Below are 25598 nucleotides of genomic sequence, written 5' to 3' on the forward strand. Positions count from 1 at the left end.
CCCGGGCTTTTTTATGTCTCTGGGCTTAGAACGCGCCCATGTAATCGCGCTTGCCCACTTCCACTCCGTTATGACGCAGCAAGGCGTAGGCGGTGGTGACGTGGAAGAAGAACTGCGGCAGGCCGTAGGTCAGCAGGTAGGACTGGCCGCTGAAGCGCTTCTCTTTAGGTGTGCCTGGGCGGGTGACGATTTCGATACCTTCCTTACCGTCGACTTGGGCTGGGGTGATGGTATCGATAAAGGCCAGGACCTTGGCGATCAGTGCTTGCAGGTCGGCGAAGGTGACTTCGGTGTCTTCATATTTCGGCACTTCGATCTCAGCCAGGCGCGCAGAAACACCCTTGGCGAAGTCGACAGCAATCTGCACCTGACGCACCAGCGGGAACATGTCCGGGAACAAGCGCGCTTGCAGCAAGGCGTTCGGGTCGATGTTCTTGGCGGCGGCGTGGGCTTGGGCCTTGTTCAGCACATCGCTCAGGGCGTTGAGCATTTGCTTGAAGACCGGGAGGGAAGCGGCGTACAGGGAAATAGTCATGACAGTCTCGACAGTTGTGGCAGGGTTCGGATCAGGCACGATTATAGCCATGCAGGCTGCCAGTGCCGCTTGTCTTTTATTTTTTCGAGATTAGGCTAGTGGGCTCACAGCATAGGGAAAGCGCGATGACCAGCGAGCACGACACCACCTCCTCAGAGCCACGTCTCAACAGCACGGAAATCCGCGTTTTGGGTTGCCTGATCGAAAAACAGGCCACCAATCCTGAAACCTACCCGCTGACGCTTAATGCCCTGGTGATCGCCTGCAACCAGAAAACCAGCCGGGAACCGGTGATGAACCTCAGCCAGGGCCAGGTCGGCCAGAGCCTGCGCGCCCTGGAAGGTCGCGGCTTTACCAAGCTGGTGATGGGCAGCCGTGCCGACCGCTGGGAGCACCGTGTGGACAAGGCCCTGGAGCTGGTGCCAGCCCAGGTGATTCTCACCGGCCTGCTGTTCCTGCGCGGCCCGCAGACGGTCAACGAACTGCTGACCCGCAGCGGGCGCATGCACGACTTTGAAGATGCCGAGCAAGTGGTGCATCAACTGGAGCGCCTGATCGCTCGCGACCTGGCATTGCTGGTGCCTCGTCAGGCGGGGCAGCGCGAAGATCGCTATACGCATTCCCTGGGGGACCCGGCGGATATCGAGGTGATCCTTGCCGCCCGCGGCAATCCGCAGGACCGTGGCGCTGGCGGCGGTGTTTCCCTGGAGCGCATTGAAGAACTGGAAGCTCGAATTGCAGCGCTGGAAGAGCGTCTTACCCGCCTGGAATAAAACCCTCTGTGGCGAGCGGGCTTATTGTGGCGGTCACAGGCACATTGTTCGCCCTTAACTGCTTGCCACATTACCCCCTAGCAAACGCCACTGCCGCCTGAAACTGCTCATCCGTCGGCCGCACGCCGGTGTACAACACAAACTGCTCCAACGCCTGGATCGCGATCACTTCCAGACCCGTAATCACCCGTTTGCCCTGGGCACGACCGCGCAGGATCAACGGGGTTTCCGCGGGAATAGCCACTACATCGAACACAGTGTCAGCAGCATCGATGGCATCGGCGTCAAAAGCCAACTGCTCGGCTTGCGGGCCGCCGGTCATGCCGATGGGCGTCACATTGATCAGCATCTGCGGGCGCAGGTCGCCCAGTTGCGCCTGCCACTCATACCCCAGGCTTTGCGCCAATGCCCTGCCGGCGGCTTCGTTGCGCGCAACAATCACGCCCTTGGTGTAGCCGCCATCGCGCAATGCGCTGGCCACGGCCTTGGCCATGCCGCCGCTACCGTGCAGGACGAAGGTCAAATCCTTGGGCACCGCATGTTTGTTCAGCAATTGTTCAATGGCGATGTAGTCGGTGTTGTAGGCCTTGAGGTGCCCAGCGGTGTTGACGATGGTGTTGATCGAGGCGATGGCCCGCGCCGAGTCGTCCAACTCGTCCACCAGGGCAATACAGGCTTCCTTGAACGGCATGGACACACCGCAACCGCGAATGCCCAGGGCGCGGATACCGGCAACGGCACCGGGCAAATCCTGACTGCTGAAGGCCTTGTAGTAAAAATTCAGACCCAATTGTTCATACAGGTGGTTGTGAAAGCGCAGGCCAAAATTCCCGGGGCGCCCCGACAGTGACATGCACAGTTGGGTGTCCTTGTTGGGGTTCATCAGCATGAGTAACTCCTTGAGTAAGCAAATCGGTACAGACCTTACACAACCTTTACCTACCGGCTGTGCTGTTTTTCAGAAATACGCTGTCTTAAAAGTATCCCCGCGACAATCCTTGAGTCTATTGATTGCAGACCACAAGCGCAGGGGCCAACCGAGGAATGACCATGATTCGTAAACTCCCCAAGATCGCTTTGCTGATCGGTGCACTGGCTGTGGCAGGCCAAGCCTCTGCCCACGGTGGTGGCTGGGGTGGCCCGGCCGTAATCGGCGCCGTCGTCGGTGCCGCCGTAGTGGGTTCGGTGATCGCCAACCAATCCCGGCCGGTCTATGTAGAGCAACCGGTGTATGTCCAGCCGCAGCCGGTATACGCGGCTCCACCGCCGGTCTACTACCAACCACAACCGGTCTACGTGCAACAGCCGGTTTATTACCGCCCTGCCCCGGTTTACTACGGGCCACCACGAGGCTATTACGGTCCACATCGCGGCTATTATGGTCGCGGCTGGTAACTTGTTTGACTGAGACACCTGAACAGGCCTCGCAGCAGCTGCGGGGCCTTTTTTATGGCTCATACGGCCTGAATAAATCTTGCCAAGGTCGTTGTGAGGACAATGGCTGCGGTTAAATCCGACATCATTGAGCTCAATGTGCACTTGCCCAAACCGAGTTCGTGCTGTCATGTTTTCGTCATGTCACGCTTTCACTATCAAAACTGTCCACCCCTAACAAGTCATAACAACAAGGACGCCCCAGCATGCCCACACAGAACCCGCACCGCACCGCCGGCCTCTGCACTTCCAGCAAGGTCTATAGCGCCTTGACCGAACTCAAGCACCTGGAAGGCCATCGCAGCGCCAAGTTCCTCTCGCTGCTAACGGAAAATCTAGTCCGCAAGGGTCTGCTCAGCGAACAGGAAGTGGTGAGCATGCTCGATCAGGTGGTTGACTGATCGCAGCATGCCGCGCTTGTCTCGATGACAGTGATGTCGACTATCGAGCAGGGTGATTTCTCCTCAAGGCGTATGAACCGTAAGGTGAGCGCCATAGAGAAATGGAGGTAGATATGCCCACTATTCAAATCATGTCCGTCATCGGCAGCGCCGTTCCCGCCCCACTCAGGGATCTGGGTTTACTCGCCTGCTGGTACCTGGTACGGGACGGTGAGGCCATCAGCGGCCCGCTCACCTCATTGCCCGACGCCCAGGCCCTGTCACGCAAGATGGCTCACTGTTTCCAAGCCTAAGGCAATCGTACACGTGGCTTGGTTTCGACGAACAGCGCCCAGCTCGACATGAACAACGCAGCGATCAACGGCCCGATGACAAACCCATTGAGACCGAAGATCGACAGGCCGCCCAAGGTCGAGATCAGAATCAGGTAATCGGGCATCTTGGTGTCCTTGCCTACCAGGATCGGCCGCAGCACGTTGTCCACCAGGCCGATCACAAAAATGCCGAACAGCGCCAGCACCACCCCTTGCCAGATCAAACCGCTGAGCAGGAAGTATGCCGCCACCGGGGCCCAGACAATCCCCGCGCCCACCGCCGGTAGCAGTGACAGAAACGCCATCAATACCGCCCACAGCAATGCACTGGGAATATCCAGAAACCAGAAGATCAAGCCGCCCAGCGCGCCCTGGGTCACGGCCACCAGTAAGTTGCCCTTGACGGTAGCGCGCACCACCCGGTTGAACTTCAGTTGCAGGCGACGCTTCTGTGGTTCGTCCAGCGGCACCGCCGTGCGCACCTTGCGTACCAGTTCAGGGCCGTCGCGCAGCAGGAAAAACAGCAAGTACAGCATGATGAAAAAACTGACAAGGAAATCAAAGGTGCCCTGGCCAAAGCTGAACGCCTGGCTGGCGAAGAACTGGCTGCCTTGCATGGCGCTCTTGACGATTTTTTCCCGCAGCCCTTCCAGGTTGCCCATGCCGAAGCGATCCAGCAGATGCTGGAAATACGGCGGCAGAAGGGTCTTGAATTGCTCGATATAGCCGGCAATGTCCAGTTTGCCGCTTTCAATATTCTTGTACAGAGTCGCGCCTTCCTGCACCAGCAAGGCACTGGTGATGATCACCGGCAAAATCGCGATCACCAGGCAGACCAGTAGGGTGGAGAGTGACGTCAGGTTTCTATTCCAGCCAAACCGCAGCTGCAGGCGCTGCTGCAGGGGCGCAAAGACAATCCCCAGAATAATCGCCCAGAACACTGCACCGTAGAACGGCAGCAGTATCCAGAGAAACGCACTGGTCACCAGAGCCAGCAGCAACAGCAGGGTTTTGAATTGCAAATTCGTTTGGTTCATGTCCAATCCATGCCAGAAAAACACAGAGCGCCCAGCGCGCCCTGTTGCTTAGTCCGCCGCAAATCCTGCGAGTGCCATCTTTGTCCCTACAGAGTAGACGCAGATCAATAAAGCCCAGGCCGGGCTCGATTACCCTGCCACCCTTTTGCGATCGAAGTCCTCATGCTCCCTGCCCTCGCCCCCGAATTGCTCGCCCCCGCCGGCACCCTGAAAAACATGCGCTACGCCTTCGCCTACGGCGCCGATGCGGTGTACGCCGGGCAACCGCGCTACAGTCTGCGGGTGCGCAATAACGAGTTCGACCATGCCAACCTGGCCCTCGGCATCGAGGAGGCCCATGCCCAGGGCAAGCGTTTCTACGTGGTGGTCAACATCGCGCCCCACAACGCCAAGCTGAAAACCTTCCTCAAGGACATGGCGCCTGTGATCGCCATGGGGCCGGACGCGTTAATCATGTCCGATCCGGGTTTGATCATGCTGGTGCGCCGGCACTTCCCGCAGATGCCGATTCACCTGTCGGTGCAGGCCAATACGGTGAACTGGGCGAGCGTCGAGTTCTGGCAGCAGCAAGGGATCTGCCGGATCATCCTGTCCAGGGAACTGTCCCTGGAGGAAATCGCTGAAATCCGCCAGCAGGTGCCAGCCATGGAGCTGGAAATTTTTGTCCATGGTGCGCTGTGCATGGCCTACTCCGGACGCTGCCTGCTGTCGGGTTACATGAACAAGCGTGACGCCAACCAGGGCACTTGCACCAATGCCTGCCGCTGGAAGTACCAGGCGACGCCTGCGGTGGAAAACGCAGCCGGCGATATCGTCCAGGAATATCAACCCGAGCCGACCCTGGGCCTTGGCGCCCCCACCGACCAAGTATTCCTGCTCCAGGAAGCCAATCGTCCGGACGAACAGATGCCGGTGTTCGAAGACGAGCACGGCACCTACATCATGAACGCCAAGGATTTGCGGGCGGTGCAGCACGTCGAGCGCCTGACCCGGATGGGCGTGCATTCGCTGAAGATCGAAGGCCGGACCAAATCACATTTCTATTGCGCACGTACCACCCAGGTCTACCGCCAGGCCATTGATGACGCGGTGGCCGGACGGGAGTTTGACCGTGGCCTGATGACCAATCTGGAGTCCCTGGCCCAGCGCGGCTACACCGAAGGCTTCCTGCGTCGGCATGTGCATGACGAGTACCAAAACTATCAGAACGGCAGCTCAGTGTCGGAGCGCCAGCAGTTTGTCGGTGAGTTGACGGGTGAGCGGCGCGGGGAGTTGGCCGAGGTCAAGGTGAAGAATCGCTTTGCCGTGGGCAATCATCTGGAGTTGATGACGCCGGCGGGGAATTTTCATTTTGATCTAGGGATGATGCAGAACGGTAAAGGCGAGGCCATCGAGGTAGCACCGGGGGACGGGCATACCGTGTATGTGCCGATACCCATGGAGATGGGTCTGCAGTTTGGGCTTTTGATGCGCGATGTTTAAGGGAAATTGAGGGTACCTGTTCCGGCCTCATCGCGGGCTTGCCCGCAATGAGGCCCGTACAGGCGCCTCATTGCCTGAATCAGATCCTGAACTGCCCCACCAACTTGCCCAGCCGCTGCCCCAGATCAGCAAGGCTACGGGACGTCTGCGCGCCCAGCTGAGTCTCATCCGCCACGCTGTCCACCGCCACGGCAATCTGATGCACGCTGCGGTTGATCTCTTCGGCCACGGCAGTCTGCTCTTCGGCGGCGCTGGCGATCTGCGCGTTCATTGAGTTAATGGTGCCGATCAACTGGGCCATGGCGTCCAGGGACGCACCGGCTTCGTTGGCCTGAGCCGAGGTGCCGTCGCCAGCATCGCTGGAGCGGCGCATGGCTTCCACGGCCGCCTCGGTGCCCTTTTGCAGGCGGTCGATCATGCCCTGTATTTCCTGAGTGCTTTGCTGGGTGCGGCTGGCCAAGGCCCGCACTTCATCGGCCACCACCGCAAAACCACGGCCGGCTTCACCCGCGCGGGCCGCTTCGATGGCAGCGTTGAGGGCCAGCAGATTGGTTTGCTCGGCAATCGAGCGAATCACCCCGAGCACGCTGACGATCGACGAAACGTCCTGCTGCAGGCTGTCCAGGGACACGCCGCTGCTGCGAATGTCATTCACCAGCGCATGGATCTGCGCAATGCTGCCGTCCACCACACGCTTGGCAGCCTGGCCTTCGGCGTCGGTCTGTTGCGCCGCCACTGCCGCACCCTGGGCACTGCGGGCCACTTCATGGGCCGCCGAGGACATTTCATTGATAGCCGTCGCCACTTGGTCAGTCTCGTGACGTTGGCGCTCCATCGCCTGTTCCGAGCGATGAGCCTGGTCGGTGACCTGGCTGACAAGGCCGGTGAGTTGCGAGGTCATTTCGGTGATCTGGCGCACCAGACCGTGGATCTTGTCAACAAAACGGTTGAACGAACCCGCCAACTCTCCAAGCTCATCCTGGCTGGTGATTTCCAGACGACGGGTCAAGTCACCTTCGCCGGCGGCGATGTCGTCAAGGTTGATTTTCATCAGGTGCAGCGGCCGCAAGATGGTATTGGCCACCAGCATGCCCACAGCAGCAATCACCAACAGCACCACCACTGCGATGCCGATGATGTTCATCAGCACGCCTTCCATGCGCTCATGCACCTTGACCTCGACCTCGGCGACCTGGGCTTCGATGCCATCCAGGTTGACCGCGGTACCGATGACCATGTCCCACTTGGGCAAGTATTCGGTGTAGCCGAGTTTGGGCACCAAGGCCGTTTGCCCAGGCTGCGTCGAACTGTATTGCAGGTAATGCGTGCCATCCTTGCCCACTTTTACCAGGTCACGATTGACGTAGACGCCGTTGGGGTCCCGGTTGTCCTTGAAGCTTTTGCCAACGCCCTCAGGGCTGTTGCCCTTGAACAGGCGAATGGTTTCGGAGTCGTAACCAAAGAAGTAGCCGTCCTTGCCGTAGCGGGTGTTCGACAGCAGCTTGACCACCTGCACCCGCGCGGCAGTGTCACCTGGGGCGGCGGCATCGTAGAGCGGTTTGATGGTAGTCATTGCCACCTCGACATAACTCTGCAGGGTGGCCTTGGCGTCATTAAGTAAGCCCTGGCGGGTTTCTTCGACCTCGTTACGGGCTTGCTCCTGAAGAATCCACACGGTGGTCAGGCTGATGACCACGGCAAACAACAGAACAGGCAGTACTGCGAGGGACAATACTTTGGCCTTCAGGCTAAGGCGCATGGCTTTTCTCTCTCGAATGGGGACGACGTAAGAGGGTTAACGGCCTGGGGGGATAAAACTGTAGGAGCGGGCTTGTTGTGGCGAGCGAGCTTGTCGGATCGCCACAAGACAATTCAACGTCACAAGGTCATCGCGGCAAACCAGCCAAACGCCAGCAACGGCAGGTTGTAGTGCAGGAACGTCGGCACCACGGTGTCCCAGATATGGTGATGCTGGCCGTCGATGTTCAAACCCGAGGTCGGGCCCAGTGTCGAGTCTGAGGCTGGCGAACCGGCATCGCCCAGGGCGCCGGCCGTACCGACGATGCAAACGATCGCCAGCGGGCTGAACCCCAGCTGCACACACAGCGGCACGAAAATCGCGGCAAGGATCGGCACCGTGGAGAACGACGAGCCGATGCCCATGGTCACCAGCAGCCCGACCAGCAACATCAGTAAGGCGCCCACACCACGACTATTGCCGATGAAGGCGGCGGACGCTTGCACCAGGGTCTGCACTTCGCCGGTGGCCTTGAGCACTTCGGCAAAACCCGACGCGGCGATCATGATGAAGCCGATCATCGCCATCATCTTCATGCCTTCGGTGAACAGGTCGTCAGTGTCACGCCAGCGCACGATGCCCGACACCGAGAAGATCAGGAACCCGGCCAGGGCGCCGATGATCATCGAATCCAGCCACAACTGGATAATGAACGCCGAGGCAATCGCCAGGCCGGCCACCAATAGAGTCAACGGGTTGTATTGCACGGCGACCTGCTCGACTCGCTCGATTTTCTCCAGGTCGTACACGCGTTTCTTGCGGTAGCTGATAAACACCGCCACCAGCAGCCCAAACACCATGCCCAGCGCCGGGATGCCCATGGCGTGGGTGACGTTGACCTGGCTGATGTCCACCCCGCTCTTGGCAACGTTGGCCAGCAGGATCTGGTTGAGGAAGATATTGCCGAAACCCACGGGCAGGAACATATAGGGGGTGATCAGACCGAAGGTCATGACGCAGGCAATCAGGCGGCGGTCCAGTTGCAGCTTGGTCAGCACATATAGAAGCGGCGGCACCAGCAGCGGGATAAAGGCGATATGGATCGGCAGGATGTTCTGCGAGGCGATGGCCACCGCCCAGAGCAGGCCGATCAGTACCCATTTGACGTGGTTGCCACCGTTGGCTTCCTGGCGATCCACCAGCAGCAGGGCCTTGTCCGCCAAGGCGTGGGCCAGGCCGGACTTGGCAATCGCCACCGCGAAAGCACCGAGCAAGGCGTAGGACAACGCCACCGTGGCGCCGCCGCCCAGGCCGCTGTTGAACGCCTTCAGCGTCGCATCGATACCCAGCCCACCGGTCAAGCCGCCCACCAGGGCGCCGACAATGATCGCGATGACCACATGCACACGGGACAGGCTGAGCACCAGCATGGTGCCGACCGCGGCAATGACTGCATTTATCATGGTTACCTCAAGACAGAAAGCATAAAAAACAGCAACAAACGGCACACATCCGCCCTGGCTACCGTCGAGAACGGCTGCCGGAAGGGAAGCAAAAAGGGAGTTTTATTAGAGGGCGCGCACTTTGCAGCAGGTGGAGCAGCATGTCAAAGAGCGACGTCGCTGGCAGCGATGCAATTGGGCGTATGAATAAAGAAAAAACCCGAGCCGCCGATACAGTTAATCATCTCTGCCGTAACGAAGGTTAAGGATCTCCATGTCGCTCAGACAGCTGTCCATTCAATGGAAAATCACCCTCCTGGCCGGCCTTTGCCTGCTGGGGATCGTGACCCTGCTGGTGGGTCTTTCGCTGTATCGCATGGAGCAGAGTTCTCTGCGGGTCAAAGCCTCCAGCATGGAGATGCTCGACGTCGCGGCCCAGGCCCGTATCGAGGCCCAGGGTGAAGTGCAGGCACTGGGCATTCGCCAGCAATTCATGGACGCCTATCAATACGGTCACGGTTTTTCCCGCCAGGTACTGTTCCTGCGCGAACAAGCCGAGAAGCGCTTCCTGGATGCCTTCGACCTGCGCGAAGACCTGACCCGCCAGGTCAAGGCGGCGCTGCAAGCCAACCCGGACCTGCTGGGCCTGTCCCTGGTGTTCGAGGCCAATGCGTTGGATGGCAAGGACGAACTGTTTACCGACCAGAAAGATCTGGGCAGCAACGAAAAAGGTCGATTCGCCCTCTACTGGTCACAGCCAACACCCGGCACATTGACCTCCATGTCGCTTCCCGAAAGCGACATGTCCGACACCAGTGTCGGACCCAGCGGCGAAAAAGCCAACGCCTGGTTCACCTGCCCACGCAACACCCTCAAGCCGTGTGTGATCGAGCCCTACTTCTATGTGATCGATGGGCAAAACGTGCTGATGACCAGCATCGTCTTCCCATTGATGGTGGACGGCAAAGTCATCGCCTCGCTGTCGGTAGACATCAACCTCAACAGCCTGCAGGCAATCAGCCAACGCGCCAGCCAGAAGCTTTATGACGGCCAGACCAACGTCAGCATCATCAGCCCGGTGGGCCTGCTGGCCGGCTACAGCCCGGACGCCAGCAAACTCAGCCAGCGCCTGGACAGCGTTGACACCGCCAGCGGCGCGCAACTGATCAGCGCACTGGCCGCCGGCACCCAGACACACAGCCTGCGCACCGACCATCAACTCAAAGTGCTGGCGCCCTTCCAACCGATTCCCGACGGCAAGTCGTGGGGCGTGTTGCTGGACGTGCCTGAAAAAATCCTGATCGGTCCCGCCGAAGCCCTAAAGGCCGAACTGGATGCTGATAACACCAAGGGCACCCTGCTGGAACTGGGCCTGGGCCTCTTGGCAGCGGTGGTCGGTCTGTTGCTGGTGTGGCTGATGGCCCGCAGCGTGACCCGGCCAATCCTTGGCGTGGCACGCATGCTGGAAGACATTGCCAGCGGCGAAGGCGACCTGACCCGGCGCCTGGCCTACGACAAGCGGGATGAACTCGGTGAGCTGGCCGGCTGGTTCAACCGTTTCCTCGACAAACTTCAACCGATCATCGCCGAGGTCAAGCGTTCGGTGCAGGACGCACGTGGCACCGCCGACCAGTCCGCCGCCATTGCCACCCAGACCAGCGCCGGCATGGAGCAGCAATACCGCCAGGTCGATCAGGTGGCCACCGCCTCCCACGAGATGAGCGCCACCGCCCAGGACGTCGCCCGCAGCGCCGCCCAGGCAGCACAGGCCGCCCGCGATGCCGATAAGGCTACCCGCGAAGGCTTGACCGTGATTGACCGTACCACCACCAGCATCGGGCATCTGGCCGCCGACATGAGCACGGCGATGGCTCAAGTCGAGGGCCTGGCCGCCAACAGCGAGAAGATCGGTTCGGTCCTGGAAGTGATCCGCGCCATCGCCGAACAGACCAACCTGCTGGCGCTCAACGCGGCCATCGAAGCCGCCCGTGCCGGTGAAGCCGGTCGTGGTTTTGCGGTGGTTGCCGATGAAGTGCGCAACCTGGCCCGGCGTACCCAGGAGTCGGTGGAGGAAACTCGCCTGGTGATTGAGCAATTGCAGAACGGCACCCAAGAAGTGGTTGGCTCCATGAGCAACAGCCATCGCCAGGCCCAGGGCAGTGTCGAACAGGTAGGCCAGGCGGTCACGGCCTTACGCCAGATCGGCGAGGCGGTGACGGTGATCAGCGATATGAACCTGCAGATTGCCAGCGCCGCCGAGGAGCAAAGTGCCGTGGCCGAGGAGATCAACAGCAACGTGGCGACTATTCGCGATGTGACCGAGTCGTTGTCCGAGCAGGCCAACGAGTCGGCACGGGTTAGCCAGGCGTTGAACAGCCTGGCCAATCAGCAGCAGGGGTTGATGGATCAGTTCAAGGTTTGAGGCACTGGCGTCATCGCCCGTTCGATGACAATCCAGTGTGGTTTGTCTGCGATAGCTATGGGTAGCTGCACATTGTTGCGGCCTTCAGCCATGACGGCGGGGCAATTCGATCGCCACCTTCAACCCGCCCAACGCGCTCTCCTGCAACTGCAATGTCCCATCCCACACCTCGACGATATCCCGCACGATCCCCAGGCCCAGCCCGTGGCCGGCGGTCTGTTCATCCAGTCGCGTGCCACGGCTGAAGACCTGATCACGCTGGGCCTCGGGAATGCCAGGCCCATCATCCTCGACGCTCAGACTAAAGCCTTGCGCAGTTTCAACGATGCTCAAGCGTATCTCGGCATCCGCCCATTTGCAGGCGTTGTCCAGCAGGTTGCCAAGCAGCTCCAGCAAGTCCTCGCGGTCCCACGGCAATTGCAGGCCAGGACGAACGTGATAACTCAAGTCCAGATGCTCGCCGTGGATCATATTCAGGGTCGCCAGCAATCCCGGCAATTCTCCATCGCAATCAAACAAAGCGCCCGGCAAGGTCTCCCCGGCCAGCCGCGCGCGATTGAGTTCACGGTTGAGCCGTTGCTGCACCTGCTCCAACTGCTCACGCAACAGCTTGCTCAACTGCGGATGGTCCTTGAGCTGTTCGCTGGACGCCACGCTCAGCAGTACCGCCAGCGGGGTTTTCAAGGCATGGCCTAGATTGCCCAGGGCATTGCGTGAACGTTTGAGGCTGTCTTCAGTGTGGGCCAGCAGATGGTTGATCTGTGCCACCAGCGGCTCCAGTTCCACCGGCACCTGGGTGTCCAGTTGCGAGCGCTGGCCTTGTTGCAGTTGGGCGATCTGTTCGCGGGCGATTTCCAGTGGGCGCAAGGCCCGGCGCACGGTGACCCGTTGCAGGATCAGGATCAGCAGCAACGCCGCCAATCCCAGCACCAGGCCGACCTGGCGCATTAAGCGAAAGCTTTCCCTGACCGGTGAGTAGTCCTGGGCCACGCTGATGGAAATCGACTGGCCAAAACGCTTGTAGTCCGAACGCAACACCAGCAGTTGCTGGCCTTCTGGCCCCAGTTGCAGGTTGCCCTTGAGACCGGCCTGGGGCAGTTGCGGCAACTCCTGGTCCCACAGTGAGCGAGAGCGCCAATGAGTGTTACCAAAGTCGATACGGAAATAGTGCCCGGAAAACGGCCGCTGATAGGCCGGAGACAGACGCTGCTCATCCAGCTGTACGCCGTTGGGTCCGCGTACCAGTGCCACCAACAGGTTCTCACTGTCGTTGCGCAGCCCTGATTCGAGGTAACGCTGCAAACCCACTTCGAACAGCCACAGACTGGTCTGCGCCAGCACCAGGCCTATGATCACCATCACGCTGATCAGTCCCAGGCTCAACCGCCGCTGGATGGATTTCACGTTGGGGCGGCGCCAAAGCGGTAGCCCTGGCCGCGCCGGGTTTCGATCACGCTGCGGCCCAGCTTGCGGCGCAGATGGTTGACGTGGACTTCCAGCACGTTGGAGTCGCGTTCGGTCTCACCGTCGTACAGATGCTCGGCCAGGTGGCTTTTCGAAAGAATCTGTTCGGGGTGCAACATGAAATAGCGCAATAACCGGAACTCGGCGGCGGTCAGTTGAATCTCTTCACCGTCGAGGATGACGCACTGACGGCCTTCGTCCAGGTGCAAGCCGGCCGCCTGCAGGGTCGGTTGGTTAGGCTGGCCATGGGAGCGGCGCAGCAGGGCCTGGATGCGCAGGTACAACTCTTCAGGGTGGAATGGTTTGCTCAAATAGTCATCGGCGCCGGCCTTGAGCCCTTCGATGCGTTCGGCCCAGGAGTCGCGAGCGGTAAGGATCAGCACCGGGGTGGCCAGCGCGGCGGCGCGCCATTGAGCCAATACTTCAAGCCCGGGCAAACCCGGCAGGCCGAGGTCGAGGATGATCAGGTCGTAAGGTTCGCTACGCCCCTGATAGACCGCATCGCGCCCGTCCGCCAGCCAGTCCACCGCATAGCCTTGGCGGTTGAGCCCGGCCATCAGTTCATCGGCCAGCGGGACGTGGTCTTCCACCAGAAGCAGGCGCATCAGTCATCTTCCTTGTCTTTAAGCACTTGACCGGTGTTGGCGTCGAGTTCGATCTCGCGCACCACACCGTCGACGGTCAACAGTTCGATTTCATAGATATAGCGCACCGAGCGATCCTTGTGCTCCTCCAGCTCCGCATCCAGCAACTTGGCGCCCGGATAGCGCGCCATGGCTGGCCCCAACAGGTGCTCAAGGGGTGCGATTTCGCCCTTCTGGCGCAGGTGCAGCGCTTCGTCCTGGCCCAGGTCCCGGGCAGCTACCACCGAGCAAAAAGCCAGGAGCACCAGTGCCACTCGACTGCTGGTGCGTAGATTTACCTTCATTACGTATCCTGATGATCCTTGAGGACAACCCCAGTGACAGCATCCAATTCCAGGTCCCACTCAATGCCCTGGGCATCGCGCAGTTCAACCTGATAAAGGTACTTGCCGTATTCCTCTTCAAGCTCGGTTTCAGTCACCGTCGCTCCGGGATGCTTGGCCAGTGCCGTGGCATTGAGCTTCTCGAAAGACACAATGGTACCAGCGTCGCGCAGTTTCAACGCCTCATCCGGCCCCAGGTCGCGGGCCTGGGCCAGACTGGCGGTGAGGGCGATGATACTGGTGGCAACTAAAGCTGTGAGGTTTTTCATGGTGCGTCTCCGTTTCAGGATGTTTTTCCTACGGGGCTCACGGTAACGCCTGCAACTTAACTGAAACTGAATTGCCACCATGGCAATTATCCTAAACACCTTGCCCTCAAACGTGCGAGATTTTCTATACTGCCCTGCTCGCGTCAAAAGAGAACGGTATGACCGCTATTCACATCAAGTTTCCAGCCCTCACGCTCAAGGCCGGCAAGCGCGCCTTTTCGCGCATTCGTGAACAAGGTTTGAAGCCGGTTGATGTCGGCATTCTCCCCGGCGCGGCAGGTGGCCCGAAAGCCCTGGGCATCCAGGGCCTGGACCTGGCGCTGTTCGGTGACTGGCTGGCACGGGAACCCCGGGAGCGCTCACTGATCGGCGCGTCCATTGGCTCCTGGCGCTTTGCCAGCGCCTGCCTGCCCGACCCTGTGCAAGGCCTGCTTGACCTTGGCCGCTTGTACAACGAACAGCGTTTTGCCAAGGGCGTGACCATGGCCGAGGTCAGCCAGAGCTGCCAGCGCATGCTCGATGACCTGCTGGCCGGGCGCGATGCAACGCTGCTGACCAACCCCCTCTATCGCCTGAACATCGTCGTGGTCAAAAGCCATGGGCTGCTGGCCGACGATCACCGTGGCCGCCTGGGCCTCGGGTTGTCATCGGTGATTGCCGATAACCTGCGGGGCCGTGCACGTCTATCACGACACTTTGAGCGGCTGATCATCCACGACCCCCGCCAGGCACCGCCGCTGCACCCGCTCAAGGATTTTCCCTCGCGTTTTCTCGACCTGGACACGGGCAACCTGCGCCAGGCGCTGCTGGCATCCGGTTCGATCCCGATGGTCATGCAAGGGGTGCGCGACCTGCCGGGAGCCGGTGTCGGAACTTACCGCGACGGCGGCCTGCTGGACTACCACCTCGACCTGCCCTACCAGGGCGATGACATCGTGCTGTACCCGCACTTCACCGACCGGGTCATCCCTGGCTGGTTCGACAAGGGCCTGCCTTGGCGACGTGGCAGTCAACAGGGCCTACAGAATGTATTGCTACTGTCACCGTCGAGGGAATACCTGGCCCGCCTGCCCCACGGCAAACTGCCAGACCGTAGCGACTTCAAGCGTTTCATGGGCGATGACGCGAGCCGCAATAAATACTGGCAAGCAGCAATGAGCGAAAGCCGTCGATTGGGCGATGAGTTTCTGGCGTTGGCCGATAGCGGACAATTGGGTGAACGCCTGACGCCCCTCTGATCAGCCGGTGTGCCCTGCGCCGGATCAAGCTGTTAAACTCGCCGCCTGCCAGACACCTGACCGAGCTGAAAAACACTGTGGAAATTTTTAAAGAATTTACCTTCGAGTCCGCCCACCGCCTGCCTCACGTGCCCGAAGGCCACAAATGTGGGCGCCTGCACGGCCACTCGTTCAAGGTGGCCATCCACCTGAGCGGCGACCTCGACCCGCATACCGGCTGGATCCGCGACTTCTCGGAGATCAAGGCGATTTTCAAGCCGCTCTACGAGCGCCTCGACCACAACTACCTCAACGACATTCCAGGCCTCGAAAACCCAACCAGTGAAGTGCTGGCCAAGTGGATCTGGAATGAGTTGAAACCGTTGTTGCCGGAACTCAGCGCGATTCGGATTCATGAAACGTGCACCAGTGGCTGCATCTATCACGGCGAATAAGCCGGCGTTGTGAAAAACCACCTTTATAGGTGGTTTTTTTATGCCTGCCGGCCTTGCTCCGCAGGCCAGCAGCGATTAAAACGGGACTTCCCGGCATTCAAGGACCCCACCATGGAAAATACCTGGCTGGCTCAGGCCAAACGCCTGCAAGCATTGGCCTCAACAGGGTTGCACTTTTGCAAGGATGACTTCGAGCGTGAGCGCCTGGAGGAAATCGCTCATATTGCCCACAGCATGCTGGCGCAGTTGGGTAACTTGCCGCTGGAGCGCATCACCGGGCTGGTCTCGGACTTTGCCCAGCGCTATTCAACGCCGATGATTGATGTGCGCGGTGCGGTGATCGAGGGCGACCGTATCCTGCTGGTGCGGGAACTGACCGATGGCTGCTGGGCATTGCCCGGTGGCTATGCCGATATCGGTTTGTCGGCCGCTGAAAACATCATCAAGGAAATCCGTGAAGAGGCGGGCTTAACCGTCACCGTACGGGCGCTGTACAGCGTTACCCATAAAGCCAAAGGCTTATACCGGCCCGATGTTCGGGACTTCTACAAGCTGTACTTTCTCTGTGAGCGAATCGATCAGGCCGCACCAATGGCCGGTTTCGAGACCACGGATGTCGGCTTCTTCAGTCTGGATGACCTGCCGCCACTGTCACGGGGCCGGACCATTGAGAGTGATCTTGAGGCAGCGTTTGCGTTTCATCGCGGTGAGACGACTCACACCCTCTTCGATTGAGGCAACGGGGCGGTGATCCAATTTGTATCACCGTCGCACCGCTTTCGCGCCTGATCGGGCTTTGCAGTACAACTATTCCCACCGAACTCCCCTGCTTGGCTATAAATACTGTGCAACCTGCACAGCAAGCACCGTGCGCCTCTCACTGCCGCGCAATTGGCACGACCGGTGCAACAGGCCTGCGTCACTCATTCAAGGGAAAGGCACATGACGCAGAAAGAACCGGGCAACGATTACCCTCTCAGCGAAGTACCCATGCACGCGCGCAAGGGCCTTGCCTCCACGGCCATGGTGCTGCTGGGTTTCACCTTTTTTACCGCGACCATGTTCGCCGGCGGCAAGCTGGGAGTGGCCTTCAGTTTTACCCAGATGCTCGGCGTCGTGGCCCTGGGTAACCTGCTGTTGGGTATCTACGCCGCAGGCCTGGGTTACATCGCCTTCAAGAGCGGTTTGAACTCGGTACTGATGGGGCGCTTCTGCTTCGGCGAAGTGGGCAGCAAGTTGAGTGACCTGATCCTCGGCTTCACCCAAATCGGCTGGTACGCCTGGGGCACCGCCACCGCCGCCGTGGTGCTGGGCAAATATTTCGAATTGAGCCAGGGCAGCGTGCTGGCATTGATGGTGCTATTTGGCATGGTGTTCTGCGCCACCGCCTACGTGGGGTATCGCGGGCTGGAGATTCTGTCGTATATCGCGGTACCGGCCATGTGCATCCTGCTGTTTCTATCGATGTGGGTCGCCACGGTGAAAGTCGGCGGGCTCGACGGATTGCTGGCCGTGGTGCCCACGAGCGAGTTGGGTCTGTCCACGGCCATTACCCTGGTGTTCGGCACCTTTGTCAGCGGCGCAACCCAGGCCACCAATTGGACCCGATTTTCCCGCTCGGCCAAGGTGGCGGTGCTGGCCAGCCTAATTGGCTTCTTTATCGGCAACGGTCTGATGGTGCTGATTGGCGCCTATGGTGCCATCGTCTATCAGCAACCAGACGTGGTGGAAGTGTTGCTGCTGCAAGGTTTCGCCCTGGCGGCAATGGCCATGCTGCTGCTCAATATCTGGAGCACCCAGGACAACACCATCTACAACTTCGCCGTCGCCGGTTGTAACCTGCTGCGCACCCGACGCCGCAAGACCGTGACCCTGATCGGCGCGGTGATCGGCACGCTACTGGCGCTGCTGGGCATGTACGACATGCTGGTGCCTTACCTGATTCTGCTGGGCACGGTGATTCCGCCGATTGGCGGGGTGATCATGGCCGACTTTTTCTACCGTTATCGCGGCCACTACCCACGCTTGGCCGAGGCCCGCTTGCCGGCGTTCAACTGGCCTGGGCTGACGGCCTACGCGGTTGGTACCGTGCTGGCATTCAACTCACCATGGGTGGCACCGTTGGTGGGGATTGCCGCCGCGTCCGCAACCTATATCATGCTGACCGCTCTGCTGCGGGTACGCGCACCGTTGGCTGACGCCCAGGTATGAGCCTGACCCTGGCGGATGTGCTGGCCGCTGTCGCCTGATTGTTTTTTGCCAAAGAGGAACTTGCCCATGCACATCATCAACGCTCGCCTGCGCAACCGTGAAGGCTTGCATGATCTGCACCTGGAACATGGCCGGATCGCCAGCATCACCCCACAAGGTGCCGCACCGACACTGGGGGCGGACGACCTGGATGCCGGCGGCAACCTGGTGGTGCCACCCTTCGTCGAGCCGCATATCCACCTCGACGCCACCCTCACCGCTGGCGAGCCGCGCTGGAACATGAGCGGCACACTGTTTGAGGGCATCGAGTGCTGGGGCGAACGCAAGGCCACCATCACCCAGGAAGACACCAAGACTCGCGCCAAAAAAACGATCCAGACCCTGGCCGCCCATGGCATCCAGCATGTGCGCACTCACATCGACGTCACCGACCCGGACCTGACCGCGCTGAAGGCCATGTTGGAAGTGCGCCAGGAAAGCACGCACTTGATCGACCTGCAGATCGTCGCTTTCCCCCAGGAAGGCATCGAGTCCTACCGCAACGGCCGCGAACTGATGGAAGAAGCCATTCGCCTCGGCGCCGATGTGGTCGGCGGTATCCCGCACTTTGAGTACACCCGCGACCAAGGCGTCAGCTCGGTGAAGTTCCTGATGGACCTGGCCGAGCGCACCGGTTGCCTGGTGGACGTGCATTGCGACGAAACCGACGACCCACATTCGCGCTTTCTTGAAGTGCTGGCCGAAGAGGCCCGCAGCCGAGACATGGGCAGCCGGGTTACCGCCAGCCATACGACGGCGATGGGCTCCTACGACAATGCCTACTGCGCCAAGTTGTTTCGCCTGCTAGGGCATTCGGGTATCAGCTTCGTCTCCTGCCCCACCGAAAGCATTCACTTGCAAGGGCGCTTCGACAACTTCCCGAAACGCCGAGGCGTAACCCGAGTCAACGAATTGCTGGAAGCCGGCATGAATGTCTGCTTCGGCCAGGACTCCATAGTCGATCCCTGGTATCCACTGGGTAACGGCAACATCCTGCGGGTGCTCGAAGCCGGGCTGCACATCTGCCATATGCTCGGCTACCGTAACCTGCAAAGCGCTCTGGACCTGGTCACCGACAACAGCGCCCAGGCCATGGCACTGGGGAATCGTTACGGGCTGGAGCCGGGGCGTCCGGCCAACCTGCTGATCCTTTCTGCCGACAGCGACTACGAAGTGATTCGCAGCCAGGGATTGCCGTTGTACTCAATTCGCGGGGGCAAGGTATTGATGAAGCGCCAGCCCGCCCAGGTGGAGTTTTTGTAGCTTTACACGATCGAATCGATATCCAGGGTTTGCGCCCTTCCCGGTCCCCAGTCGTCAGCCGGTTGCGGCGGGATACTTGCCACTTGCGACAGTTCGCGGTTCTCCTGATGGGTAAACCAGCGTTTCAGGCAGGGCTGCAGTGTTGGGGATTGGGCGTGACTGCCGTATACATCCCGGACTTGCAGCCGGCGCCAGCGTAGTGTTTCCAGGCGTTGACGGGCGGTGTCCAGGCGGTCGACTTCGAGACTCAAGGCCTGGCTGTCCTCGTAGCCTCGCTGGTTGGCAGGACGGCGCAGATCCAGCTCACGGTTCTTGTCCCGAAGTTGTTGCTGCATGGCGGTGAGGGCCTGTTCGATTCGCTCAAACTCCCGAGGAGTCACCAGCGTACCGCGGGCGTCCAGGGTTTGTTGCCAGCGACGCAGGGTGGCCCAGGCTGCCGGGATGTAGCTGGCGACCATAAAGTGCTGGCTGGATTGGACCAGTTGCTTGATCAGGTTTGCTCGATCAGGCATGTCTGCGTTGAGTCGCAAGGCGCGATTGCAGGCTGCCTCCTCGATGGATTCACAGCCTGGGGTCCACAAGACAGAGGACTGAGTGCCGTCCGGCAAGATGATCGGCATAAAATGTTGTTGCGCGCCGTGATGTTGATAGGGGTTGCCGTTCAGGCGCACCAGCCCCAGCGCAAATAGCAGGCCGCCGGCTGCAGGATGGCTGAACAGCGCCACGGCACCCGGGACCCAGAGTTTGGCAGTGGTGTTCATCCAGGGTGCCGGGACGCTGGGGACCGGGTCGTTGTGATTGACGATGCGGTGGTGTACCAGGGCGGTGGCGCCGTTGGTGAACTCAGAGTCGGCGGCGCGCGGGGCGCCGTAGGTGTAGAGGAGGATGTTGTAGTGGACATCTTGGGTTCTGCGCAAACCCTCCGCGAGTAACAAGGCGATCGCGCCACCCAGGCTGTGGCCACAAATTACAATGCGTTGCCCTGAATAAAATTGGTCCAGATAACGCAGCACAAAATCGCGCATGGCTTGATAAGCCTGATAAAACCCTTCATGGGCTTTCCCTACCCCACTAACGAATGGAACCTGATGGGCGTTCGCGTCACGTATCCCATCGGCACCACTGGCCGTGCCCCGTACCGCAATCAGGATCACTTCATGGTGATGGCAGATAAATGCCTGCGTATCAGTACCTCGCTCAACATCGTCGAAAAAGTGCAACTGCGCAGGATGCTCCTGTTTATTCCCCAACTCCGGTCGATTTTGCGCATACAACTCGGGATCAAACGGCAAAATTTCAAAGCGTTGTGAGTACGGCACATCTTCATACAACGGGTAAAAGCATTGCACCTGGGCGGGATCAACTTTCCAGGCCTCCTGATAACCCGCTAATTTTTCCGCAAAGAGATGACCAACGCTCGGGTCCAGGGGAAAGCTCACCTGATCCACCGGCTGAGTCGCAGGTTGCTGACCGAAATCGCAGTAACTGAGGGTTGCCATCAGGGCCAACTGATACAGATTCAAAGCGCAGAATTGGTCATCGGTTGACAGTATCGGGCGCAGTGCTCGCAGCGGGCGAACTTCCAACACTGTGTGTTGATTGGGAAACAGGACCAATCCTGCCAGTGATGGTTGAGGTGGTCCGAACCCTAGGTCTGCCATCATTTTCAGCGCATGCCGCTGAGGCTGATGAGTCCGCGGCGCCGGTGGCGGCAGGTGCGCAACGTGCCGGACTAAATCGCGCACTTCGACCTGATAGAACTTGTCCGCTTGCTGCCGCGCCGGATTACTCTCTGGGCGCTGAGCGTCGGCACGAGAAAAACGGGTATGTTCGGCACGGACTTGGAGTTCGGTGATGGGTAATGGATACCTATCGCGGCGCTGCAGAACTCCGTGGTAATCCTCACCTGCCAAATAGGCTGCATCGAAGATCACTACCACGGGACCGCGATATTGATTGTCCAGCCTTGCAAAACCGTTTCCGTTCAAACGTCCCGCGTGTTGCTGCCCTGTGCTGTCGAATACCTTATAGGCAAGGCCTCCGTAGGCGTTCCCATCACCCGAGTCGTCCACAAGACAAAAACTCAGCCAGCATCCACGCAACGGACAAACCGGCATTTTTCCGCTAAAAAAAGGTTGCTTCCATTCTTCAAGAGCCATGGCCGAATATCCTTATTCAGTGCACGTTGGATAAATATTGCATAGACGCCCATCAGGCATTTTGAAAGGCTTGAAATCAGTGGTATTTCCCCGACAAAACGCGTATTGATCTTCTAGGTTTCTCCCCATGCAACGCTTCCAGCCCTGGGGAAAGCGAACCCAATTGTCTCCCATGTAAGGTCGCTCCTCCTCCGTAACGGCCAACACCATCCTCACTGTGTTTCCCCTCAGCTCATCCCACTGCACAAGACCACCTGCTCGGCCTTTATGCATTTGTCCGTCGACATTCAACGAACTGCACCTCATGACCTTCCTGATCGCGTGTAACGGCCCTGACGTCCGAAACAACCACTGACACTGCGCCGCCAGCTCTTGAACACCAGACGCAGGCATTCCGGGCATATCAGACTCCAACCGATCCAGTACATTGATATAGGCATAATCCCCACCAACCGCTGACCAGTGCTCGCCCCACTTGCCATAAATATCAAACGTAATACTGCCCAATACCAACGGGCAGCCATTCACCTGCTCCGTCAACGGCACGTTAAAACTGACCCGATTAGCTACCGGTTTGCCAGCCGTATCGAAAACCTTGAACTCCGGCCGCTTGCCCCGACGTTTGGGCAACGTACAGGTCTCGCCTGTCGCGGGACGATAAACCGCGTCGCCTCTGAATCTAAAGTTCGCCGGCAGATCGACCTCCAAGTTGAAGCTTTCAGCAGGCTTCGACGCACATCCCGATATAGCAAACACAGCACTGACGAGTAGCATCCGCCTTACGATCAATGTGATCCGTTCACTCATGACATTTCTCTCCCTGCGACCGACGCCACTGCTCAACCACCCGCTGAAAATGATCCGCGGCCACCTCCCCCGGCATCGACTGCCAGCGAATTACCGCTGTTCCAACTGCCTCAGCCAGACGTTGAACCACCAGAAACTCCAGCTGTTCCGGGCTTTGCCACTGCCAGACACGTGCCTGCTCCAGCACGTTGTTCAACCAGACTTTCGGGTCTTGGTGTTCTGCCAAACGAGAGAGGTCCTCACTGTGTTCAGCCAACAGATAGCGCAAAATATTGGTCTGCAAAATCGTCATGGCCTGAGGGTTCGGCACTTTGAGCCAAGGCGCAGGATCAGGCACCGGATACTCACCCGGCATCGGGTTGTCGGCACTACACCAATGCTCACCCTGCCAATAACACACGCTGATAAGTGACCCGAGAAAGGCGGGCCATTGCTGGGTTGGCAGGTGGGCCAAGGCTCGCGCCAAGGTGCGGTTATCATGAAAACGGTACAGTGCCTGGCTTCCCGCTGGCCCCACCAACAGCCGCTCACGCCAATGCCGGATAACGGCGCCCAAGTCGTCATCGGCCAGACTGCCCAACCATCCCCAATGGGTTTGCGGGGCTTGCAGCAAGGTTTGCAGCGCGGGCTCGCTGATAGTTTCGAGCAACAGGATCAGCGGACCATTTGCCGCCAACTCCGCCACCGCAGTTTCACTATAGAAGCTGCGGTATTGCGACAAGGTGCGGCTCGCCAGCAGTTGCTGACGGGTTTCGAACGGGGCCACATCTTGTAGTACCAGGCATAGTTGGTGCCCTGCCTGCTGCTGTTTAGTCATCCACTTGCCAAGGGTGATATCCATCAGGCCACCCTCCCCATCGGCTCACGCATACCTTCCCGGCAACGCACACACACCGGACAGAAGTCCGCTCCCAGTTGCCTGGCCAACTCCATGATTGCGCCTTGTGCAGCAGCAACCTTTGCACTGGCTGCAACGAGTGGCGCCAGCGCCGCTACATCACCCGGCGCCAACGGAGTTGCCGACCGCGTAGCGCCAGGCATTCCTCCAAAGGTAATGGGTCGGCTGCTAAAAATGCCCCCCGCCTGAATCAGCAAATGCTCACCGCCCGCCTTTAAGCTCAACTGCGCACCGGCATCGATCACCAGGCTGGCGCCAGCCTTGAGATGAACCTGTTGCCCGGCCTCGATTATCAGGGTCTGGCCAACATGGGTCTGGCTGTTGCCCTGCACCTGTAAATGATCATCCGCCTCAAGCCTGACTTTGCGATCACCGACCCCGCTACGATGCTCCTCAGCCTGGAGCATGACAGTGCTCAAGCCATGAATGGTTTCCCGGCGCTCGCCCGAAACCTCCAGGCGGCTGTCGTTGCCGATGACATGTTCCATATCCCGTTGAGCCCGCAGGTAGACAAGCTCCTCGCCACGGCGATCTTCCAGATGCAATTCATTGGCGCCACCGGGCGGGGAACTGCGAGTGCGCAAGACACTCCGGGTCTTGTGTTGCGGCAACGGATAAGGCGTGGTTTGCCGGGCGTTGGGCAGGCAGCCATTGATCAGCGGCTGGTCCGGGTCGCCCTCCAGAAAGGTCACCAGCACTTCCATCCCCACCCGCGGGATCATCACGGCGCCAAAGCCGTCGCCCGCCCAACCTGAAGCCACCCGAACCCAGCAACTACTCTTGTCGTCATCCTTGCCGGCCCGATCCCAGTGGAAGCGAATCTTGACCCGACCATGCTGGTCGCAATGCACATCCTCACCCGCAGGCCCCGTGACAGTGGCGGTCTGGCTCCCGCTGATGCGCGGCTTGGGGTGTTTGAGCGGTGGACGGAAAGGCGCACGCCAAGGCGTCGCGGTGAATCGGTTGCGGTAGCCGTGGAAGGCGCCGGTGTCCACGGTCGCCTCCTCCAGCACTTGGGGTTGGTAGCCTTCATGACGTACGCCGGTCACCAGCCACAGGTCGTTACACGACGCCTGTGGATGATCCTGCAATTGGAGAAAGTGCCCACTGCGCAACGCCAACTGATCGCTCTTGCCCAATGCCCGATGTCGGTCCCGCTGATGCCGCTCCAGCCCGCGTCGAGCCAGTTGCGCACCGCGCTGATGGCCGGTGAAACCCGCCGGGTAATAAAAGTCCTCAAGGACCTCACTGGATAATGGCCCGGCCTGATCCTGCAGGCGCAGGGACGGGTGCTCGAAATCGTAGTCCCGCCGCACCACCTGGCGACTACGGGTCGAGAGACGTACATCAAACCGCTGGATCACCCGTTGCTCGGCCACCAGCCCGCCCCTGGGCCGATAACGTTGCGCCGCCAGCCGGCGGAACACCGTCTGGTCATCACCGAACACCAGCATATGGCCGTCCGGGCTATGACGCAGGTGGTAATGAATACCCTCCTCTTCACACAACCGATGGATGAAATACAGGTCGGTTTCGCCGTACTGCACACAAAATACTCTCGGCGGGTAGACCACGGGGCCCAGCTCGAACGTATACGCATCCGCCAGGATGCCGTGCTGCTCCAGCACCGCCGCAATGATTTGCGGCACGCTGCGTTGTTGGAAAATCCGTTGGTCGCGGCGATGGGAGAGATACGCCAGGCGCGGTGCCAGCGTCAGGTGATAACGGGTTAACCGCTCACCCGTTTCATCCCGGCCAATGGCGTAGATCTGCCCGTGAAGGCCTTCACCAGGGTCCCCGAAATCCAGATAAGCGGGCTGGTGCAGGAAGCTTTCCAGGTCCAGGGAGGGGTTTTCACTGACCAACTGTACATGGATGGAAAAAGGTTGATTGATGGATTCACTGCCCTTGAAGGCAAGTACCTGAAAGTCATTGACCAGCCCCGCAACGATCAGTTTGAAACGTGGTGCAACAAACGCGTTAAACATCCATTGTTACCCGCCATTAATTACAAAACTAAAATAACGCCTCCTACACAACCGCGCACAATGCTGTTTAAACATTGAAATGCACGGATGATAAAAAGCGTCTGGACGGCGTTAATCATAGCTATTTCAGGCAAAATTCGGCCTCTGCAAAATAAAACAGAAGTTTCGTACGACGATATTGGAAGTATCTTTTATTAAATAGAGAAATGCAGCCAAGTAGCCAGCATTGAACAATAGGAAAAGTCTTACGCCATTATTCACATTGGGAACTTAACCATTAGGA

At 59.4% G+C, this 25598-nt stretch carries 23 protein-coding genes and 3 pseudogenes; 12 read left to right on the plus strand and 14 right to left on the minus strand.

Going from position 1 to position 25598, the window contains the following annotated elements:
- Window positions 1-25: 25 nt before the first annotated feature.
- Window positions 26-535, minus strand: a complete 510-nt coding sequence (locus ACZRKZ_RS09060; RefSeq protein ID WP_463981402.1) for a DUF1993 domain-containing protein — start codon at window positions 533-535, stop codon at window positions 26-28.
- Window positions 536-660: 125 nt separating this feature from the next.
- On the opposite strand from ACZRKZ_RS09060, the gene ACZRKZ_RS09065 reads away from it, so the two are divergent.
- A complete protein-coding gene (locus ACZRKZ_RS09065; protein WP_463981403.1) occupies window positions 661-1308 on the plus strand; it encodes a YceH family protein in 648 nt (215 codons plus the stop codon).
- Window positions 1309-1378: 70 nt separating this feature from the next.
- Here ACZRKZ_RS09065 and ACZRKZ_RS09070 read toward each other — a convergent pair whose 3' ends face one another.
- Window positions 1379-2197, minus strand: coding sequence for a shikimate 5-dehydrogenase (locus tag ACZRKZ_RS09070; protein WP_463969343.1), 819 nt, complete (start codon window positions 2195-2197; stop codon window positions 1379-1381).
- A 155-nt stretch (window positions 2198-2352) separates the two neighbouring features.
- Between ACZRKZ_RS09070 and ACZRKZ_RS09075 the strand changes: the two genes are divergently transcribed.
- From ACZRKZ_RS09075 to ACZRKZ_RS09085, 3 genes are all read left to right on the plus strand, one after another.
- On the plus strand, window positions 2353-2703 hold the full coding sequence (locus ACZRKZ_RS09075) for a hypothetical protein (protein WP_463969342.1): 351 nt from the start codon (window positions 2353-2355) through the stop codon (window positions 2701-2703).
- Window positions 2704-2948: 245 nt separating this feature from the next.
- Window positions 2949-3143: a hypothetical protein gene (locus ACZRKZ_RS09080; protein WP_133100434.1), complete on the plus strand. Its 195-nt coding sequence runs from the start codon at window positions 2949-2951 to the stop codon at window positions 3141-3143.
- Window positions 3144-3256: 113 nt separating this feature from the next.
- Window positions 3257-3436 carry a hypothetical protein gene (locus ACZRKZ_RS09085; RefSeq protein ID WP_463969341.1) on the plus strand — a complete coding sequence of 60 codons (180 nt, stop codon included), beginning with the start codon at window positions 3257-3259 and terminating at the stop codon, window positions 3434-3436.
- Here ACZRKZ_RS09085 and ACZRKZ_RS09090 read toward each other — a convergent pair.
- Window positions 3433-4494 (minus strand): AI-2E family transporter, encoded by a 1062-nt coding sequence (locus ACZRKZ_RS09090; RefSeq protein WP_463981404.1) that lies wholly within the window; start codon window positions 4492-4494, stop codon window positions 3433-3435. The genes ACZRKZ_RS09085 and ACZRKZ_RS09090 overlap by 4 nt on opposite strands.
- Before the next feature lie 162 nt (window positions 4495-4656).
- Here ACZRKZ_RS09090 and trhP point away from each other — a divergent pair, with 162 nt between their 5' ends.
- Window positions 4657-5976 carry a prephenate-dependent tRNA uridine(34) hydroxylase TrhP gene (gene trhP / locus ACZRKZ_RS09095; protein WP_463969339.1) on the plus strand — a complete coding sequence of 440 codons (1320 nt, stop codon included), beginning with the start codon at window positions 4657-4659 and terminating at the stop codon, window positions 5974-5976.
- A 79-nt stretch (window positions 5977-6055) separates the two neighbouring features.
- On the opposite strand, the gene ACZRKZ_RS09100 is transcribed toward trhP, so the two are convergent.
- The 3 genes and pseudogenes from ACZRKZ_RS09100 to ACZRKZ_RS09110 all read right to left on the minus strand — a co-directional run bounded on the left by ACZRKZ_RS09100 (window position 6056) and on the right by ACZRKZ_RS09110 (window position 9174).
- Complete coding sequence (locus tag ACZRKZ_RS09100; protein ID WP_463981467.1) at window positions 6056-6877, minus strand: methyl-accepting chemotaxis protein; 822 nt, start codon at window positions 6875-6877, stop codon at window positions 6056-6058.
- A 36-nt stretch (window positions 6878-6913) separates the two neighbouring features.
- Window positions 6914-7735 (minus strand): annotated as a pseudogene (locus tag ACZRKZ_RS09105) (cache domain-containing protein); the annotation flags it as partial.
- 119 nt (window positions 7736-7854) lie between these two features.
- Entirely contained in the window at window positions 7855-9174 is a 1320-nt protein-coding gene (locus ACZRKZ_RS09110) for a Na+/H+ antiporter family protein (RefSeq protein WP_463969594.1), read from the minus strand.
- A gap of 475 nt (window positions 9175-9649) precedes the next feature.
- On the opposite strand from ACZRKZ_RS09110, the pseudogene ACZRKZ_RS09115 reads away from it, so the two are divergent.
- A pseudogene (locus ACZRKZ_RS09115) lies at window positions 9650-10720 on the plus strand (cache domain-containing protein); the annotation flags it as partial.
- A gap of 348 nt (window positions 10721-11068) precedes the next feature.
- Window positions 11069-11578, plus strand: a pseudogene (locus ACZRKZ_RS09120) (methyl-accepting chemotaxis protein); the annotation flags it as partial.
- 84 nt (window positions 11579-11662) lie between these two features.
- On the opposite strand, the gene ACZRKZ_RS09125 reads toward ACZRKZ_RS09120, so the two are convergent.
- The 4 genes from ACZRKZ_RS09125 to ACZRKZ_RS09140 are packed head-to-tail and all read right to left on the minus strand — an operon-like array spanning window position 11663 to window position 14278.
- A complete protein-coding gene (locus tag ACZRKZ_RS09125; protein ID WP_463969338.1) occupies window positions 11663-12982 on the minus strand; it encodes a sensor histidine kinase in 1320 nt (439 codons plus the stop codon).
- A complete protein-coding gene (locus ACZRKZ_RS09130; protein ID WP_463981405.1) occupies window positions 12979-13647 on the minus strand; it encodes a response regulator transcription factor in 669 nt (222 codons plus the stop codon). Before ACZRKZ_RS09130 ends, ACZRKZ_RS09125 begins: the two co-directional genes overlap by 4 nt.
- The gene (locus tag ACZRKZ_RS09135; RefSeq protein ID WP_133100443.1) at window positions 13647-13970 is read right to left on the minus strand and encodes a PepSY domain-containing protein; all 324 of its coding nucleotides are present in this window, start codon (window positions 13968-13970) and stop codon (window positions 13647-13649) included. Before ACZRKZ_RS09135 ends, ACZRKZ_RS09130 begins: the two co-directional genes overlap by 1 nt.
- A complete protein-coding gene (locus tag ACZRKZ_RS09140; RefSeq protein WP_463969336.1) occupies window positions 13970-14278 on the minus strand; it encodes a PepSY domain-containing protein in 309 nt (102 codons plus the stop codon). Before ACZRKZ_RS09140 ends, ACZRKZ_RS09135 begins: the two co-directional genes overlap by 1 nt.
- A gap of 158 nt (window positions 14279-14436) precedes the next feature.
- Between ACZRKZ_RS09140 and ACZRKZ_RS09145 the strand changes: the two genes are divergently transcribed.
- From ACZRKZ_RS09145 to codA, 5 genes are all read left to right on the plus strand, one after another.
- Window positions 14437-15516 (plus strand): patatin-like phospholipase domain-containing protein, encoded by a 1080-nt coding sequence (locus ACZRKZ_RS09145; protein ID WP_463981406.1) that lies wholly within the window; start codon window positions 14437-14439, stop codon window positions 15514-15516.
- A gap of 77 nt (window positions 15517-15593) precedes the next feature.
- Window positions 15594-15950: a 6-carboxytetrahydropterin synthase QueD gene (gene queD, locus ACZRKZ_RS09150; protein ID WP_019692825.1), complete on the plus strand. Its 357-nt coding sequence runs from the start codon at window positions 15594-15596 to the stop codon at window positions 15948-15950.
- Window positions 15951-16061: 111 nt separating this feature from the next.
- On the plus strand, window positions 16062-16685 hold the full coding sequence (locus ACZRKZ_RS09155; protein WP_463981407.1) for an NUDIX hydrolase: 624 nt from the start codon (window positions 16062-16064) through the stop codon (window positions 16683-16685).
- A gap of 207 nt (window positions 16686-16892) precedes the next feature.
- Window positions 16893-18161, plus strand: a complete 1269-nt coding sequence (gene codB, locus ACZRKZ_RS09160) for a cytosine permease (RefSeq protein WP_463969333.1) — start codon at window positions 16893-16895, stop codon at window positions 18159-18161.
- 66 nt (window positions 18162-18227) lie between these two features.
- A complete protein-coding gene (codA, locus tag ACZRKZ_RS09165; protein WP_463981408.1) occupies window positions 18228-19463 on the plus strand; it encodes a cytosine deaminase in 1236 nt (411 codons plus the stop codon).
- Between the two features lie 2 nt (window positions 19464-19465).
- Here codA and ACZRKZ_RS09170 read toward each other — a convergent pair whose 3' ends face one another.
- Genes ACZRKZ_RS09170 through ACZRKZ_RS09185 form a run of 4 tightly spaced genes read right to left on the minus strand, consistent with a single transcriptional unit; the run spans window position 19466 to window position 25315 of the window.
- Window positions 19466-21622: a lipase family protein gene (locus ACZRKZ_RS09170; RefSeq protein ID WP_463981409.1), complete on the minus strand. Its 2157-nt coding sequence runs from the start codon at window positions 21620-21622 to the stop codon at window positions 19466-19468.
- A gap of 12 nt (window positions 21623-21634) precedes the next feature.
- Window positions 21635-22429 (minus strand): hypothetical protein, encoded by a 795-nt coding sequence (locus ACZRKZ_RS09175; protein WP_463981410.1) that lies wholly within the window; start codon window positions 22427-22429, stop codon window positions 21635-21637.
- A complete protein-coding gene (locus ACZRKZ_RS09180; RefSeq protein ID WP_463981411.1) occupies window positions 22422-23270 on the minus strand; it encodes a DUF4123 domain-containing protein in 849 nt (282 codons plus the stop codon). Before ACZRKZ_RS09180 ends, ACZRKZ_RS09175 begins: the two co-directional genes overlap by 8 nt.
- Complete coding sequence (locus ACZRKZ_RS09185) at window positions 23270-25315, minus strand: type VI secretion system Vgr family protein (RefSeq protein ID WP_463981412.1); 2046 nt, start codon at window positions 25313-25315, stop codon at window positions 23270-23272. The genes ACZRKZ_RS09180 and ACZRKZ_RS09185 overlap by 1 nt, the downstream gene beginning before the upstream one ends.
- Between the last annotated feature and the right edge of the window lie 283 nt (window positions 25316-25598).

This window comes from Pseudomonas sp. c313, assembly GCF_055407145.1.

What these genes read in the sequence shown, in the direction of transcription:
- ACZRKZ_RS09130 (WP_463981405.1), bottom strand. Translation starts at nt 13,647, where the DNA reads ATGCGCCTGCTTCTGGTGGAAGACCACGTCCCGCTGGCCGATGAACTG.
- ACZRKZ_RS09085 (WP_463969341.1), top strand. Translation starts at nt 3,257, where the DNA reads ATGCCCACTATTCAAATCATGTCCGTCATCGGCAGCGCCGTTCCCGCC.
- ACZRKZ_RS09170 (WP_463981409.1), bottom strand. Translation starts at nt 21,622, where the DNA reads ATGGCTCTTGAAGAATGGAAGCAACCTTTTTTTAGCGGAAAAATGCCG.
- ACZRKZ_RS09065 (WP_463981403.1), top strand. Translation starts at nt 661, where the DNA reads ATGACCAGCGAGCACGACACCACCTCCTCAGAGCCACGTCTCAACAGC.
- codB (WP_463969333.1), top strand. Translation starts at nt 16,893, where the DNA reads ATGACGCAGAAAGAACCGGGCAACGATTACCCTCTCAGCGAAGTACCC.
- ACZRKZ_RS09090 (WP_463981404.1), bottom strand. Translation starts at nt 4,494, where the DNA reads ATGAACCAAACGAATTTGCAATTCAAAACCCTGCTGTTGCTGCTGGCT.
- ACZRKZ_RS09075 (WP_463969342.1), top strand. Translation starts at nt 2,353, where the DNA reads ATGACCATGATTCGTAAACTCCCCAAGATCGCTTTGCTGATCGGTGCA.
- ACZRKZ_RS09100 (WP_463981467.1), bottom strand. Translation starts at nt 6,877, where the DNA reads ATGACCTCGCAACTCACCGGCCTTGTCAGCCAGGTCACCGACCAGGCT.
- ACZRKZ_RS09180 (WP_463981411.1), bottom strand. Translation starts at nt 23,270, where the DNA reads ATGGATATCACCCTTGGCAAGTGGATGACTAAACAGCAGCAGGCAGGG.
- ACZRKZ_RS09145 (WP_463981406.1), top strand. Translation starts at nt 14,437, where the DNA reads ATGACCGCTATTCACATCAAGTTTCCAGCCCTCACGCTCAAGGCCGGC.
- ACZRKZ_RS09175 (WP_463981410.1), bottom strand. Translation starts at nt 22,429, where the DNA reads ATGAGTGAACGGATCACATTGATCGTAAGGCGGATGCTACTCGTCAGT.
- ACZRKZ_RS09155 (WP_463981407.1), top strand. Translation starts at nt 16,062, where the DNA reads ATGGAAAATACCTGGCTGGCTCAGGCCAAACGCCTGCAAGCATTGGCC.
- ACZRKZ_RS09070 (WP_463969343.1), bottom strand. Translation starts at nt 2,197, where the DNA reads ATGCTGATGAACCCCAACAAGGACACCCAACTGTGCATGTCACTGTCG.
- ACZRKZ_RS09080 (WP_133100434.1), top strand. Translation starts at nt 2,949, where the DNA reads ATGCCCACACAGAACCCGCACCGCACCGCCGGCCTCTGCACTTCCAGC.
- ACZRKZ_RS09135 (WP_133100443.1), bottom strand. Translation starts at nt 13,970, where the DNA reads ATGAAGGTAAATCTACGCACCAGCAGTCGAGTGGCACTGGTGCTCCTG.
- trhP (WP_463969339.1), top strand. Translation starts at nt 4,657, where the DNA reads ATGCTCCCTGCCCTCGCCCCCGAATTGCTCGCCCCCGCCGGCACCCTG.
- ACZRKZ_RS09140 (WP_463969336.1), bottom strand. Translation starts at nt 14,278, where the DNA reads ATGAAAAACCTCACAGCTTTAGTTGCCACCAGTATCATCGCCCTCACC.
- ACZRKZ_RS09185 (WP_463981412.1), bottom strand. Translation starts at nt 25,315, where the DNA reads ATGTTTAACGCGTTTGTTGCACCACGTTTCAAACTGATCGTTGCGGGG.
- ACZRKZ_RS09060 (WP_463981402.1), bottom strand. Translation starts at nt 535, where the DNA reads ATGACTATTTCCCTGTACGCCGCTTCCCTCCCGGTCTTCAAGCAAATG.
- codA (WP_463981408.1), top strand. Translation starts at nt 18,228, where the DNA reads ATGCACATCATCAACGCTCGCCTGCGCAACCGTGAAGGCTTGCATGAT.